We start from the raw sequence: 14,755 nt of genomic DNA on the forward strand, positions 1-14,755 counted from the left end.
CTGTAGATCATACGCTGCTGTCCCCTGTTATACCCCTTCTTCTTTTGTTTTTTTAAAGACGAGCCATTTGCTTGCGACATAATTAACGACAACAATAACCGCGTTGTCTAGTATTTTGGCCAAGGTTTCATTTGTATTGAACTGGCCGACAAGAATGATCATCATGCCTAGATCTATGCCGAGAGACAGGACCCGTACGCTGAAAAAGGCAGTGATCTCTTTTATCAGACTCTGCAGGTCATGTGTTTTTTGCTGAAATACATATAATTTATTTGTTATGTAAGCAAACAGCACGGACAATATCCAAGCGGCGACAGTAGCGGCTTTGTAATCCATATTCATGATCTCTACCAATATATAAAAGCTGGCGATGTTTACAATTGTTGTGAAAACCCCCATTATGATATACATAATCATTTCTCTATACTTCACTGATGTTCCTCGCTTTCTGAAAAACTTTTCAAAATTCTTGGGCTCACGTGCTCACTGTCCAGAGTAAAAAAAACAGAGAATGCGTCTAAAAAGCTGCGGAATGTGGCGGGCTGACCCAATACATACGATTGTTTGATGATTCCGTCGAGCACTGCACATATTATTTTAGCCGTATATTCCGGATCAATACAGGCGTCAATCAGGTTTCTCTCCCTCAGCCACTTAATATATAACGCATTTTCTTCCACCCACAATTCGTATAGCCCGACATAGGCCTTACATTTCTGAAGGACTTTGTATGTTGGCATATTCATGGCAAATGAGGTAATCTCCCACGACGGCTTATTTATATAATAGGAATAAAGCAGCTCAGCTGCATGTTTTGCAGCCTCGTCCAATGTCAGCGGTTTCACTGAGACCTGTTCCATTTGATCAAGATACCCGATGATGATCTCTTTTTTCATCTGCCGTCTTTCGAAAAGTTGCTGCAGAAAATCATCCTTACTGACAAAATGAACATAAAACGCTCCTTTGCTGTACCCGGCTGCCCTGCTGATATCCTCTATAGAAACCGGATCATACGCTCGGTCAATCAACAAATTTAAGCCAGCGTCTATAAAACTTTCAAATGTTGCTTCTCTTTTTATTTGAAATTTGTTTTTTTTCATATTTTTCTCCAGGAAAATGATTACCCTTATCTTACAATGGATCAATCTTTAGCGGTATTTATTTCTTTGAAAGCTAGTACTATTCGGTTCCCCTGAGGTCATTTTTAATAGGCTGAATGATTTATTTTCATTTACATACTATCCAGTCAGTATTTAATTGTTTATTATTATAAATAAGATTCATTGGCTATATTAGTCTTTTTTTTTAGGAAATAGGTAGGTGGTTTTTCCTTCAGTTTGTGAACACCGAGCAACTATGTGTGAAATTTGTTGTACTCGCCTCATCATCGCGTCGGCTCGTCTTTATTGCCCGCATGTTGCAGGAAAACATTTTATACAATTGGAGGTTACTATGAAAACTCAAGTTAAAAAAGATTTGGACAAAGATTGGCATATGTTAATACAAGAAGCTAGATCCATTGGGTTAGGCATTCGTGATGTGAGGCAGTTTTTAGAATCTGAGTCAGCATTGAGAAAAAATAATCACAAAAAAACCGTCCGCCAAGACTAATCCGAACAGGCGGATCTATTACCTCTGGCTTTTCTATCATCTGATCTGAGTTTTCACCATATCCTCTATTCGAAAGCGATTGCTATGCCGAGCTTGAGGACAAACGGTGTGTCAGCTAACATAAGACAGACAGCCGGTGATGCGATCACCTCTTGGCACATGCATCGTCATAAAGAGGTGATGCGGACATCTATTAACCGGGCTCTGGTAAACTGCAGCTTTGCTGAGAACAAACTGCTTTTCGGTGAGGTTTTGAAAGCAAACGCGTTTATACACGGCCGAGCTGGAAAACCTTCGCCTGTCTTTATGCCGCTATGTTCACCTCTTTAAGTCGTCCTTCTCTTTTCATTCTCCAGAGGTCATTCAGCATAAATCAGACTTTCAGTACATACTTATTGGTGTACCTTTTTGCTTACGTTTAGCGAATAAAAGGAGGAAGGCCATGTACAAAGCTGATTACAAACAGATTGCTGCAACGCCGTCTTTTCAAGCTTTCTTAAAGCAGAAACGCGCTTTTATTGTTCCTTCTGCGATTTTCTTTCTTGTCTTTTATTTTTCACTTCCTGTTTTGACGTCTTATTTCACCTTTTTGAATGCACCGGCCATTGGAGCTATTTCATGGGCTTGGCTGTTTGCCATCGCCCAATTCGCCATGACCTGGATCCTGAGTACGGTGTATTCCCGGAGGGCGGCTCATTTCGATCGTTATGTAAGCGCTTTAAATGAAGATCTGAAGGGTGAACAGACATGAATATGACTGCTTTTCTATTATTTTTAGCAATTGTCAGCCTGACGCTTGTCATCACATATTTTGCCGCGAGGAAGACGAAAACGACGAGTGAGTTTTATACGGCGGGCGGCGGGCTCACCGGTGTTCAGAATGGACTGGCAATTGCCGGCGACTACATGTCTGCAGCCTCGTTTCTGGGTATTGCCGGAATGATTGCGTTATATGGATTTGACGGATTCTTTTACAGCATCGGTTTTCTGGTGGCTTATCTCGTTGTCTTGTACATCGTGGCGGAACCGCTTCGGAATCTTGGGAAGTACACGATGGCAGACATGATTGCGGCTCGATTTAAAGAAAAGAAAATCCGCGGCGTCGCGGCACTCAATACCATCGCCATCTCTACTTTTTATATGATCGCCCAGCTCGTGGGGGCAGGTGCGCTGATCAAACTGCTGCTTGGGCTGGATTATACCGTGGCGGTTCTCATCGTCGGGGTGCTGATGACCATTTATGTCGTGTTTGGCGGCATGATCGCGACAAGCTGGGTTCAAATCATTAAAGCTGTTCTACTGATGGCCGGCACACTCGTGATTTCTATCATCGTGTTTTCGAAATTCGGCTTTAACCTTAATACCATGTTTGAGCAGATGAAAACGGCCACTCCGCTTGGCGCTGATTTCTTAAACCCCGGAAATAAATACAAGGTGCCGCTTGAGACCTTGTCGTTAAACTTGGCACTCGTGCTGGGAACTGCCGGGCTTCCGCATATTCTGATCCGATTCTATACCGTTAAGGATGCCAAGACAGCCCGGACATCTGTTGTGTCAGCGACATGGATTATCGGTGTGTTTTATATTATGACGGTGTTTCTCGGCTTTGGCGCCGCTGCGTTTGTCGGTTCTGACGCGATTACGGCGGCTGATCAAGCGGGAAATATGGCGGCTCCGCTCCTAGCGAAAGCGCTCGGGGGAGATTTCCTGTTCGCGTTTGTATCAGCCATCGCCTTTGCCACGATTTTGGCAGTGGTGACAGGCTTGGTGCTATCTGCCGCTTCAGCATTTGCCCATGATATCTACAGCCAGATTATTAGAAAAGGAGAAGCAACTGAAAAAGAACAGATGAAAGCGGCCAGATGGGCTTCTGTCGCCGTGTCAGTCCTCTCAATTCTCCTAGCGATTTTTGCACAATCCTTAAATGTCGCATTTCTTGTCGCACTTGCATTTGCGGTGGCGGCCAGTGCAAACCTCCCGTTGATTGTGTTTACGGTCTTCTGGAAGAAATTCAATGCTACAGGCGCTTTGTGGGGCAGCCTGACAGGCCTGTTCAGCGCGCTTGTGCTTGTATCGATGAGCCCGAGTGTGTGGGACCCGTCCGGAGGTGCTATATTTATCGGCGATCCGCTCATTCCACTTTCTAATCCGGGCATTATTTCCATCCCGCTCGGCTTCCTCGGTGCATGGCTCGGAACGGTGCTGTCCTCAAATAAAACAGTTGATGAAGAGACGTTTGCGGAAATACAGGTGAAGGCACATACTGGCATTCATATGGAACAGGAGTAGAAGTAAAAAAGCTCTCTTGTATAGAGAGCTTCAGCGTGTCAATGAAGCCACTTTTTGTGACTTAGTCGACACGCTGAGGTCGGATCATAAAGATCCGACCTATTTTTGTCAACAGTCTGAGCTGTCCTTTATAGGACAGCCTTCAGATGGGATCACACTTATTTGCCCTTTTTATACGTTTGAATATCTTCATAAAACTTGCGTGCGGCATCCTCTGGATCCTCCGCCTGACTAATGGCGCTGATCATACTGACACCGTCGGCCCCCGCTTGGATAACCGGTGCGGCATTTTCGATTGCGATGCCACCGATGCCCACAATTGGAATGTCGATGCCTTGGCGGCGGATCGCTTCGATGAGAGATACACCTTGTACAGCCCTCGTATCCTTTTTCGTTTCTGTCGGGTAGATTGGCCCGAGTCCGACATAATCCGCGCCATCTTCTTCGGCTTGCTTCACCTCAGACATTGTATGGGTGGAAACGCCAAGGATCATATCACCTATAGCGTCTCTTACTTCTTTTGCGTTGGCGTCTTCCTGGCCGATATGGATACCGTCAGCCTTCAGTCTCAGAGCCAACTCTACATCATCATTGACAATGAAAGGAATACCGGCTTCACGGCAGGCTTCCTGCACGTTTTTAGCAAATTCAATCCGCGCCTCTCCTGTCAGCGAATCCCCGCCCTTTTCACGAAACTGGTACAGAGTGGCGCCGCCTTTTAACGCTTTTTGTACGACCGTGACAGGATCGGCTTTCGTATTGTTTGACCCCATTATGAAGTAAACAGATAATAACTCTTTCATCATTTCCCGAGAAATACGTGTCATGAGACAGTCACCCTTTCTATTGTCGCCAGTTCTTGGACGTCTTGTTCAGTAACAGTTGAAAGCTTGTTCAGCAATTCAATTTGAAAGCTTCCCGGACCTTTTTCAGCTGTCTGCTGTGCGGCAAGCTGAGCCGCGACTCCATACGAAGAAATGGCAGCGATAGCCGCAAACATAGGATTTTCTTCCACAGCGCAAAACGCACCGACAATAGAAGTCAGCAGGCATCCGGCGCCTGTCACTTTCGTCAGCAGCTTGTGGCCGTTATGAAGGGTATATACGTTTGACGTGTCGGCAATCACATCCACTTCGCCGGTAATGGCAATGACTGTGTTTAGCTCTTGTGCTGCCTGCTGGGCCAGCCGGATGATGTCTCCTCCGTCTTCTCCCGCATCAACACCTTTGATCAGCCAATCGGTCACACCGACGGTATGGGCAATTTCCGCAGCATTTCCTCTGATCGCGGAGAGGCGCACCTCACGAATGATGTCACGCGCAGATTGAGTACGGAACGGTGTTGCTCCGGCTCCTACAGGATCAAAAATGACAGGAACACCATGTTCATTGGCTGACTTCCCCGCTATGATCATCGCTTCAACTGTTTCCTTGCTCAGCGTTCCGATATTTAAAACAAGTGCACCTGCAATCTTCGCCATGTCGGCGACCTCTTCTTTCGCGTACGCCATAACAGGTGATGCGCCGAGGGCGAGCAGGCCGTTTGCTGTAAAATTCGTTACGACGTTATTGGTTATGCTGTGCACCAGAGGGCTATGCTGGCGGACAGCAGTAAGACGTTTTGCTGCTGATTGTGCATCCATGTTTGCATCATCCTTTACTCTCTTTTTTCGGGTTCCATAAATACGATTTCGTATGTTCGAGCCAGGCTCTGGCTGCAAAGGACAAGTAGCGATCCTTTCTCCAAATAATGGCGAGGTGCCAAGGGATGACCGGATCGACAAGCGGAATGACTTTCACTTTTTCCGGGTCAAGTCCGCGGCAGATTCGTTCCGGCAATAGCCCGATTCCAAGGTTGGCTGACACCATCTCACTGATAAAATCCCATTGTGAGGTTTCATAAATGATATGAGGCCGGAATCCAGCTTTGATACATTCCGTCATAATTCGATTGTGCAGGACAAAGTCCTCCCTGAAGAAAATAAAAGGCTCGTCCTTCAATTCACGCAGCATGCACTCTTTTTCGTCTGCCAGCCGGTGGGAAGGGTGAACGACAAGCATTAAGGTTTCTTTTACGATTGTAAACGAATGAAAGATGTCTTCGTTTGCAGGAAGAACGACGACGCCGATATCAAGTGAACCGTCCCCGACACCTTCTTGGACTTTTATAGAACCGTCTTCGACTAGCTGAAAGGTGATATTCGGATAGTTTTCACGGAAATCGCCGAGCACTCTAGGGAAAAATCCCGATCCGATCATCGGCGGCAGTCCAATCCGTACGTGCCCTTTCTTGACCTCCATAATATCATTTAATTCTGACGTCAGGTTTTGAAATGATTTAATAATTTCTTGCGCCTGCACATACATGCTCTGGCCGGCATCAGTCAGATCCACCTGCCTGCCGTTTCGGTAAAATAGTTCAATTCCGAGTTCTTCTTCTAAATTTCTGATCATTTTTGATATCGTCGGCTGAGAAACATAAAGGGATTGGGAAGCCTTCGTAAAGCTTTTTAAACGGGCGACTTCCAAGAAATATGTTAAATGGCGGATATCCATCTGCTTCACCTCTTTCTATAGACAAAAGGAATACTTATTATTCTTTATATATATTTTACCTATAGAGAAACCTTATGTACAATATGAATATAAGGGAGGCATCAATATGAAAAAACTGTTGCTAACCGTTATTCAAATCGCTCTGTTATTTATATTTGCTCGGCTGATTAATTGGGTGACAGCCCTTCTTCATATAAATATTCCCGGCAGTATAATTGGGATTGTGATACTCTTCACATTATTACACTTTAACATCATCAAGCTTGAATGGATAGAGCTTGGCGCTGCGTGGCTTCTCGGGGAGCTGCTTTTATTTTTTATCCCGTCTGCCGTCGGAGTGATTGAATACGGAGACATTATGTCGAAATTTGGTGTCAGCATTCTGCTTGTTGTCATCATCAGCACGTTTGTCGTGATGGTGTCTACAGGAACGCTTACACAAATCATTGCAAAAAGAAAGGAGAAAAAACATACGTGTTCATCGGAATTGTAAGTTTGTTTTTAACGGTTTTGGTGTATGTAGGAGCAAAAAAGGTATATCAACGCTTTCCGCGTGTCTATACGTCGCCGCTATTGGTGACGCCCGCTGTGTTAGTCGGTCTGCTGCTGCTGGTGAATGTCCCGTACGAGTCCTATAATCTCGGCGGCGGATTGCTGACCGATATGCTTCAGCCGGCCACCGTGGCATTCGCGATCCCGCTTTATAAATATTTCCCTGTTTTAAAGAAATACGCCTTGGAAATTATTTTGAACGTGGCCGTCGGTTCATGTATCGCGATTATTTCAACCGCTCTTATTGCGAAATGGTTTCACCTCGGCACCGGCTTAATCGACAGCCTCGTCCCGAGATCAGTGACAACACCGATCGCTATGAACGTATCAGAAATGATCGGCGGAATGCCTGCCGTCACAGCCGTGTTTGTGATTTTGACCGCTTTGTTAGGCACAATGATCGGGCCGATGGTGATCCGCTATTTCCGCATTGATAACGAAATTGCGCGGGGCGTGCTGCTCGGCACCAGCGCGCACGGAGCGGGAACGTCAAAAGCATTTGAGCTCAGCTCTGTGTCCGGCACGATTTCCAGCGTATCGATGATCTTAGCTGCGATTATGACGCTTTGCGCGGCGCCTTTTTTGCTTTCATTTATGTAAGAAAAACTGTCCTATCAAGGGCAGTTTTTTTTATGTGCTTCCCCTTATTGAAAAGCTGGCGGATTCCAATATAATGTAATTGTGGATACCGAAGGAGGCACCCCATGCACAACTTGCAGGTGAAACGGCATTACGCCGCGTTAAAAGGATTTTATTTATTTGCTTTTCTTGGCACGGGCAGCATTATTCCCTTACTTAGTATGTATTTAACGAAAGAACAGCATTTAAGCGGATCACAGGTCGGCTTGATCATGTCACTCGGCCCGATTGTGATGATTTTCTTTCAGCCGTTTTGGGGCATGCTGAGCGACTATACGCAAAAAACGAAAAGCCTGCTGGCGGTTTGCACATCAATCACAGGTATCATGGGATTAGGCTATATTGTATTTGATGGCTTTCCTCTGTTTATTCTGATTGCAGCATGTTTTGCAGCCTTTCAAAGCACGATTATTCCATTATCGGACAGCATTTCACTAAGGTACACACAAGAAACAAACGGCAACTACGGCGGAATCCGCCTATTTGGTTCTCTCGGCTTCGGCGTTGCGGTGTTTGTCATGGGACAGCTTACGAATCGGCTGTACCCCATTCACGTCATTTTTTTCTTTGGCTGTGCCTTTCTGTGCATGGCCGCCATATTGGCCTCACAAATGCCCGGTCAGCAGAAAACAAAAACAAAGGTCAATATCCGCAAAGGATTCCGGGAGCTGATCAGCAACAAAACGTTCCTCATCTTTATGATCATCACTTTTACGACATTTGCTCCAAACTTAGCGAACAATACGTATTTCAGTCTTTTTCTGGACAAAAGCGGCGCGTCACTTTCCGCTATCGGCATTTTATTTTTCATCGGCGTCATTTCAGAGATTCCATTTATGCGATTCGCCCAAACATTTATAGATAAAATGGGGCTTTTAAACGTCATTATGCTGTCAGGCGGGGTCTCATTATTCAGATGGGCGCTCTATTTCACAGCGCCTTCATTATGGATCATTTATGCGACGGTCTTTCTTCAGGGAGTGGCCATCGGTTTATTTATCCCAGCGGCGCTTCAATACGTAAAAAAGATTACTCCTAGCCACGTTGAAGCAACGGCGCTGACCATGTACGCGGCCATCGGCAATGGATTCGGCAACTGGTTCTGTACATTTGCGGGCGGGTACATTTTTGACTACGTGTCCATCTTCGCAGTCTACTTGCTATTTGGCATGCTGAGCATAGCAGGCTTTGGGCTGACATTCTATTTAATGAAGGCAGAAAAAAACAAAAATATACTTCAGCAGCCGGCTGTTACTTTTAAACCATAATGACTATAATGAAAAAAAGAAAGGATGAGCGCTATGAACGGGCAAGAGCGAAGCAGCATTTCGAAAGGATTACAGGTGGATATTGTATTGAAAGCAGATCAAAAAACAGGAAAACTGACGAGAGGGACAGTGAAAGATATTTTGACGAAATCAAGCTTTCATCCGCACGGCATTAAAGTCCGGCTTGAAGATGGCCGCATCGGCCGCGTCCAGAAAATCATTTCTACATAGAAAAAGCTGCTCCTGAACACAGGGCAGCTTTTCGCTTTATTTTTTCTGCAGAAAGACCACTTTTAGGTAGTTGCCTTCAGGAAACGGTGAAATCGTTTTGAAATCCTCCGGCAGCGTAAATTCCTCAATGATCGTGTAACGTTCATTTGTTTCTTTAAAGGCGGCATCGATAAAGCCTTTGAATTTCTTCATGCCGAAGGCGCTGCTGTTTGTGGAAGCAACGATGATGCCCTTGTCAGCTGTAATGGCGATCGTTTCCTTCAGCAGGTTTTTATAATCCTTGGCCGCGCTGAAAGTACGTTTTTTTGTGCGTGCAAAGGAAGGCGGATCAAGAATAATGAGATCAAAACGCAGATCCTTTTTCGCCGCGTAAGAAAAATAGTTAAACACATCCATTACCTTAATGTCGTGTGCCTCGTAATCAAGCTTGTTCACACTGAATTGCTCGATCGTTTTGGCCATGCTCCGGTTTGCCACGTCCACGCTTGTTGTTTTCTCCGCTCCGCCAAGCGCCGCTGCCACGGAAAATGCTCCTGTATAAGAAAACGTATTTAACACTGTTTTTCCTTTTGCATAGCGGTCTCTGATCGCCTTGCGCACATGTCTCTGATCCAAAAAGATGCCCGTCATGGCGCCTTCATTCAGATCCACCGCGTATTGAATGCCATTTTCCTGAATGATGATCGGGAACTCGCCTCTTTTCCCTTTCACGAAGTCATCATCTTCAACGTATTGTCCAGCCGTATCGAAGCGTTTTTTCTCGTAAATCGCTTTATAATCAAGCTCCAGCTCATCCAAAGCGGAAATCAGCATGTCTTTAAAGGTGTAAATGCCTTTGCTGTACCATTGAATCAGCAGGTAGCCGCCATAATAGTCAATCGTGACGCCGCCGACGCCGTCTCCCTCACCATTGAACAGGCGGAATGCCGTTGTATCTTGGGAAGCGAATAGCTCGGTGCGCCCTTGGGCCGCTTTTGATAATTTGCTGAGAAAAAATGCTTGGTCAATCTGTTCTTGTTTATTGCGGGTAAGCGTCCAGCCGACCCCTTTGTTTTGTAGACCGTAATAACCTCGCGCAAGAAACTCGCCGCTCTCTGACACGATATCAATGAGGTCTCCTTCTTTCACGTGCCCCGCACTCCCTGCGAGAGCTTCCTTATCAATGAGCGGATAGCCTTTTTTGATTTTTGCAGCATGTGCTTTATTTATGGTAAGTAGCTTCATATTTGTTCGTCCTCTTTCCGTATGCTTTCTCTTATCGTACCACAAAACGCCAAGTTGTCTGCATTGACAGAAAGGAAAGGTTTTTCTACGATAGACAAATAAGAGTTACGAGGAGGAGCAGCATGGCAAAACGAATTGATCATACAGGCATTATGGTAAGGGATATCAACGCGTCCATCACATTTTATGAAGAGGTTCTCGGCATGAAATTGAAGGATCGCATCACACATACGAACGGTGTCATCGAGCTTGCTTTTCTTGGCTTTGTAGACGGACCGGAAACAGAGATCGAACTGATTCAAGGCTACAGCAGCGAGCTTCCCACCGAAGGAAAAGTGCACCACATTGCCCTGCTGACGGATGACAATCGCGGCTGAATATACAAAAGCGGAAAGAATGAACGCGAAATTTATCGACGAAGAGATCACAACACTTCCTAACGGGTACCGCTACTTTTATATCGAAGGCCCTGACGGCGAGTGGATTGAGTTCTTTCAGCGGTAAAAATAAAGAACGTACATTTTGTGATGTACGTTCTTTTTTATCTATATGTATTCTAGCATCCCGCATCCCCCTTTACATATTTAACATTCACTTTTGATTAAAAGAAGCTAATCATCCCTATAACAGACTGATTAGCTTTAACAAAACACTGATCTCAAGATTCAACCGCACTCTCTTCCCGCCATTTTTGATGGTCCCATATCCTGAAAAACGGATAGTAGATAGCACAGGTGATTACAAGATTCACCAGCTGCATAACGGCGCCCGATACCTTTCCGCCTGTCGCCAGGTAGCCTGATATGAGAGGCGGCATCGTCCATGGCACGGCGATTCCCGCTGGCCTTGCCACCAGTCCGGTGCTCATTCCGATATAAGTTGCGGTAATTGTGAGGAGTGGTGCGATGATGAATGGAACGATGAGGAGCGGGTTCATGACAATCGGCATGCCGAAAATGATCGGCTCGTTGATATTAAATAGTGCAGGCCCAATCCCCAGCCGGCCAAGCTGCTTCAATTGTTTGCTCCGGGAACGCACAAGCATCGTCAGGACAAGTGCCAACGTCGCTCCGCTTCCGCCGACATTAATCCAAATTTGAAAAAACTGGGTTGTAAAAATACTCGGCAGCGCCTCTCCTGCTTGGAACGCGAGACGGTTGGCATCCATCGCGCCATACCAAATCGGCGCCATAATTCCGCCAATAATTGAAGCTCCGTGAATCCCGCACGACCAAAGCAGCATCTGCACAAATTCAGCAATCAGGCTCCCGCCAAGACTGCCGCCAAGAATGGAAAGCGGTGTGCCAAGGAGGTCTCCTACGACATTGTGCAGGCTCTGAAAAGGCGTCATTTCAATCAGAAGACGTGCCAGCCACACGAGAAACACAATGATAAAGCCGGGAATTAGCGCGACAAATGATTTGCTTACCGCCGGCGGCACGCCGTCTGGCATTTTGAAGACGATATTTTTTTGAATAATATACCGATATATTTCAGTTGAAAACAAAGCGATCAGCATCGCGACAAATAAACCTTTGCTGCCAAGCAGTGTAATCGGGATACCGCCACCAACCAAAATGGATTCCGTGGAGCCATCCGGCGTAAACGGCACCTCAAACGGCGTGGCCAATAGAAATGCGGCAATTGATATCGCTCCGGCAGAAAGGGCATCGACACCATAGCTTTCCGCAAGACGATAGGCGATTCCAAAAGCGGCGATCATCGCCATAATATCAAATGAAGCATTAACTGGATAACCGAGCTTATCCGCCCACTCTTTTCCAAACACACTCGTCATGAAATCAGCATAACCGGGAATCGGCAGGCTCGTTAAAATCAAAAAGACAGACCCGATAATAATCAGCGGCATGGTTAGGATAATTCCGTCACGCAAAGCGCTGAGATGCCGCTGCCCGGCAATTTTCCCAGGCATGATTTTTTCTTCCATCACCCGAGTGAATGCGCTCATCTGAAAAAGCCCCCTTTTTCATTGCTTTGTAAACAACCTTCGCAATGTTTTCTTTATCTTATTTTGAAAACGCTTACAAATTCATTTGGAAAATTTCCTCTTCCTGCGGAAAAAATCTGCATGCTGCTGAACAATCCAGTCCATGAAAAATTGTTTCCTCCTTACTGTCAAACTCTCTTTTTTCTCCGATATATATATCAAACATCATAGAAAAAAGGAGATGAATCATGAAAAACATGTCATGTAAGCTTGTTGTATCAGTCACTCTGTTTTTCAGTTTTCTCGTCATAGGCCCTCTCGCACATGCGAAAAACAGCAGCGAAAAAGAGGTTATTGTGGTTTATAAAAACAAGGCTGGAAAGGAAACCGTTCTGGACAGCGATGCTGAGGTTGAACAGCAGTATACGCATCTTCCGGCGGTAGCGGTCACGGCAAATCAGGAGACAGTGAAAGATTTAAAACAGGATCCTGATATTTTGTATGTGGAGAACAATGTCACATTCACCGCAGCAGGCAGGACGGATTTCAACGTGCTGTCAGACGGCACTGACACCTCTGACAACCTTGAGCAATGGAACCTTGAGCCCATTCAGGTAAAACAGGCTTGGAAGGCAGGACTGACAGGCAAAAATGTCAAAATCGCAGTCATTGACAGCGGGATCTCCCCCCACGATGACCTGTCGATTGCCGGCGGGTATTCAGCTGTCAGTTATACCTCTTCTTACAAAGATGATAACGGCCACGGAACACATGTCGCAGGGATTATCGGAGCCAAGCATAACGGCTACGGAATTGACGGCATCGCACCGGAAGCACAAGTATACGCGGTTAAAGCGCTTGATCAGAACGGCTCGGGGGATCTTCAAAGCCTTCTCCAAGGAATTGACTGGTCAATCACCCACGGGATGGACATCGTCAATATGAGCCTTGGCACGACGTCAGACAGCAAAACCCTTCATGACGCCGTGGACAAAGCAGATGAACAAGGCATTCTGCTCGTTGCCGCAAGCGGTAACGACGGGAACGGCAAGCCTGTGAACTATCCGGCGGCATACAGCAGTGTCGTTGCTGTTTCGGCGACAAACGAAAAGAATCAGCTTGCCTCCTTCTCAACAACTGGAGATGAAGTTGAATTTTCAGCGCCGGGAACGAACATCACGAGTACATATTTAAACCAATATTATGCAACTGGAAGCGGAACCTCCCAAGCGACACCACACGCCGCTGCCATGTTTGCTTTGTTAAAACAGCGGGATCCTGCCGAGACAAACGTGCAGCTTCGCGCCGAAATGCTGAACCATATCGTTGATCTCGGAAACAAAGGCCGCGACCAGCAATTCGGCTACGGCTTCATCCAGTATAAAGCGCAGGCAACAGATTCAGCGTACGTGACAGCAGAGAAAGCCGTGAAAAAAGCAGAACAAACAAAAACACAAACAGATATCGATAAAGCGAGAGAACTCGTCAGCCAGCTGCCAGATTCTGACGCCAAAACAGCCCTGAAAACAAGACTGGATAAAGTACAGTCTTACAAAAATGTAAAAGATGCGAAAGACAAAGCCGCAAAGGCAGAAAAGTATAAAACAAAGCAAACTGTTGATACAGTACAAGCTGCCGTTAACAAGCTGCCGAACGGAACAGACAAAAAGAACCTGCAAAAACGCTTAGACCAAGTAAAACGCTACATCGCATCAAAGCAAGCGAAAGAGAAAGTAGCGAAAGCGGAAAAAAGCAAAAAGAAAACAGATGTCGACAGCGCACAATCAGCAGTCAGCAAGCTGCCGGCAGGTTCAGAAAAAACATCGTTGCAGAAACGCCTTAGCAAAGTGAAAAACACCAATTTGAAAACAGCTCAGCAATCCGTATCTGCAGCTGAAAAGAAATCGACTGATGCAAATGCCGCAAAAGCACAATCAGCAATCAATCAGCTTCAATCAGGCAAGGACAAAACGGCATTGCAAAAACGGATAGATAAAGTGAAGAAAAAAGTGGCGGCAGCCGAAGCAAAAAAAGTCGAATCTGCCAAAGCAAAAGTGAAAAAAGCGGAAAAAGACAAAACAAAAAAGTCAAAGTCATCCGCTCAGTCTGCAGTGAATCAATTACAAGCATCCAATGAAAAAACAAAGCTGCAAAAACGGCTGAATGCCGTCAAACCGAAAAAGTAACCAAATAACCTGTAAGACTTGTATTCTGGGCCTTACAGGCTTTTTCCATTCCAATAACAGCATGCACAACCTTTTTCCCATTCAGTTCACAGGCTTTTCCTACTATTGCTATCAGGCCATGAACAGCATAAAATGAACGTTATTACAGTTATCACCACATATGGAGGGATTGTGACTGGCAGGCAGGCAAGACCCATGATGCAAAGGGAGTATTAGTGCCTTAAAAAGCAGGGCATTTTAACTCTTCTTTTC

16 protein-coding genes and 1 pseudogene are annotated in these 14,755 nt (G+C 45.7%); 10 read left to right on the forward strand and 7 right to left on the reverse strand.

Annotated features, from left to right (window positions below; translation table 11 throughout):
* Positions 1-27: 27 nt before the first annotated feature.
* Both MOF34_RS08160 and MOF34_RS08165 read right to left on the reverse strand, forming a co-directional pair.
* Complete coding sequence (locus MOF34_RS08160) at positions 28-411, reverse strand: GtrA family protein (RefSeq protein ID WP_019716138.1); 384 nt, start codon at positions 409-411, stop codon at positions 28-30.
* 17 nt (positions 412-428) lie between these two features.
* Positions 429-1,100 (reverse strand): helix-turn-helix domain-containing protein, encoded by a 672-nt coding sequence (locus MOF34_RS08165; protein ID WP_268399686.1) that lies wholly within the window; start codon positions 1,098-1,100, stop codon positions 429-431.
* Positions 1,101-1,452: 352 nt separating this feature from the next.
* Here MOF34_RS08165 and slrA point away from each other — a divergent pair, with 352 nt between their 5' ends.
* The 4 genes from slrA to MOF34_RS08185 all read left to right on the forward strand — a co-directional run bounded on the left by slrA (position 1,453) and on the right by MOF34_RS08185 (position 3,900).
* Entirely contained in the window at positions 1,453-1,611 is a 159-nt protein-coding gene (slrA, locus tag MOF34_RS08170; RefSeq protein ID WP_019716140.1) for a transcriptional regulator SlrA, read from the forward strand.
* 108 nt (positions 1,612-1,719) lie between these two features.
* Positions 1,720-1,941 (forward strand): hypothetical protein, encoded by a 222-nt coding sequence (locus tag MOF34_RS08175; protein ID WP_268399688.1) that lies wholly within the window; start codon positions 1,720-1,722, stop codon positions 1,939-1,941.
* 112 nt (positions 1,942-2,053) lie between these two features.
* Positions 2,054-2,362 (forward strand): DUF485 domain-containing protein, encoded by a 309-nt coding sequence (locus MOF34_RS08180; RefSeq protein WP_268399690.1) that lies wholly within the window; start codon positions 2,054-2,056, stop codon positions 2,360-2,362.
* Positions 2,359-3,900 carry a cation acetate symporter gene (locus tag MOF34_RS08185; RefSeq protein WP_019716142.1) on the forward strand — a complete coding sequence of 514 codons (1,542 nt, stop codon included), beginning with the start codon at positions 2,359-2,361 and terminating at the stop codon, positions 3,898-3,900. Before MOF34_RS08180 ends, MOF34_RS08185 begins: the two co-directional genes overlap by 4 nt.
* Positions 3,901-4,058: 158 nt before the next feature.
* Here the strand turns inward: MOF34_RS08185 and thiE are convergent, their stop codons facing one another.
* From thiE to cidR, 3 genes are read right to left on the reverse strand one after another with little or no spacing between them, the layout of a single operon-like run.
* Positions 4,059-4,727, reverse strand: coding sequence for a thiamine phosphate synthase (gene thiE, locus MOF34_RS08190; protein WP_268399692.1), 669 nt, complete (start codon positions 4,725-4,727; stop codon positions 4,059-4,061).
* A complete protein-coding gene (gene thiM, locus MOF34_RS08195) occupies positions 4,724-5,542 on the reverse strand; it encodes a hydroxyethylthiazole kinase (RefSeq protein WP_019716146.1) in 819 nt (272 codons plus the stop codon). Before thiM ends, thiE begins: the two co-directional genes overlap by 4 nt.
* A 7-nt stretch (positions 5,543-5,549) precedes the next feature.
* Positions 5,550-6,455 carry a cidABC operon transcriptional activator CidR gene (cidR, locus tag MOF34_RS08200; protein ID WP_268399694.1) on the reverse strand — a complete coding sequence of 302 codons (906 nt, stop codon included), beginning with the start codon at positions 6,453-6,455 and terminating at the stop codon, positions 5,550-5,552.
* Between the two features lie 106 nt (positions 6,456-6,561).
* Between cidR and MOF34_RS08205 the strand changes: the two genes are divergently transcribed.
* The 4 genes from MOF34_RS08205 to MOF34_RS08220 all read left to right on the forward strand — a co-directional run bounded on the left by MOF34_RS08205 (position 6,562) and on the right by MOF34_RS08220 (position 9,145).
* Entirely contained in the window at positions 6,562-6,948 is a 387-nt protein-coding gene (locus tag MOF34_RS08205) for a CidA/LrgA family holin-like protein (protein WP_015714922.1), read from the forward strand.
* Entirely contained in the window at positions 6,930-7,607 is a 678-nt protein-coding gene (locus MOF34_RS08210) for a CidB/LrgB family autolysis modulator (RefSeq protein WP_268399696.1), read from the forward strand. Before MOF34_RS08205 ends, MOF34_RS08210 begins: the two co-directional genes overlap by 19 nt.
* Before the next feature lie 104 nt (positions 7,608-7,711).
* Positions 7,712-8,914 (forward strand): MFS transporter, encoded by a 1,203-nt coding sequence (locus MOF34_RS08215; protein ID WP_268399698.1) that lies wholly within the window; start codon positions 7,712-7,714, stop codon positions 8,912-8,914.
* A gap of 33 nt (positions 8,915-8,947) precedes the next feature.
* The gene (locus MOF34_RS08220) at positions 8,948-9,145 is read left to right on the forward strand and encodes a YwbE family protein (protein ID WP_003222222.1); all 198 of its coding nucleotides are present in this window, start codon (positions 8,948-8,950) and stop codon (positions 9,143-9,145) included.
* 36 nt (positions 9,146-9,181) lie between these two features.
* Here the strand turns inward: MOF34_RS08220 and MOF34_RS08225 are convergent, their stop codons facing one another.
* Positions 9,182-10,369: a class I SAM-dependent rRNA methyltransferase gene (locus MOF34_RS08225; RefSeq protein ID WP_268399700.1), complete on the reverse strand. Its 1,188-nt coding sequence runs from the start codon at positions 10,367-10,369 to the stop codon at positions 9,182-9,184.
* A 122-nt stretch (positions 10,370-10,491) separates the two neighbouring features.
* On the opposite strand from MOF34_RS08225, the pseudogene glxA reads away from it, so the two are divergent.
* Positions 10,492-10,873: pseudogene (gene glxA / locus MOF34_RS08230) on the forward strand (glyoxalase GlxA).
* 154 nt (positions 10,874-11,027) lie between these two features.
* Here the strand turns inward: glxA and celB are convergent.
* Positions 11,028-12,338, reverse strand: coding sequence for a PTS cellobiose transporter subunit IIC (gene celB / locus MOF34_RS08235; protein ID WP_268399702.1), 1,311 nt, complete (start codon positions 12,336-12,338; stop codon positions 11,028-11,030).
* A 227-nt stretch (positions 12,339-12,565) separates the two neighbouring features.
* Between celB and MOF34_RS08240 the strand changes: the two genes are divergently transcribed.
* A complete protein-coding gene (locus MOF34_RS08240) occupies positions 12,566-14,503 on the forward strand; it encodes a S8 family peptidase (protein WP_268399703.1) in 1,938 nt (645 codons plus the stop codon).
* Positions 14,504-14,755 lie beyond the last annotated feature (252 nt).

Origin of the sequence: Bacillus sp. T17B1 (genome assembly GCF_026796395.1) — a bacterium.
GTDB classification, from domain to species: Bacteria; Bacillota; Bacilli; order Bacillales; family Bacillaceae; genus Bacillus; species Bacillus spizizenii_A.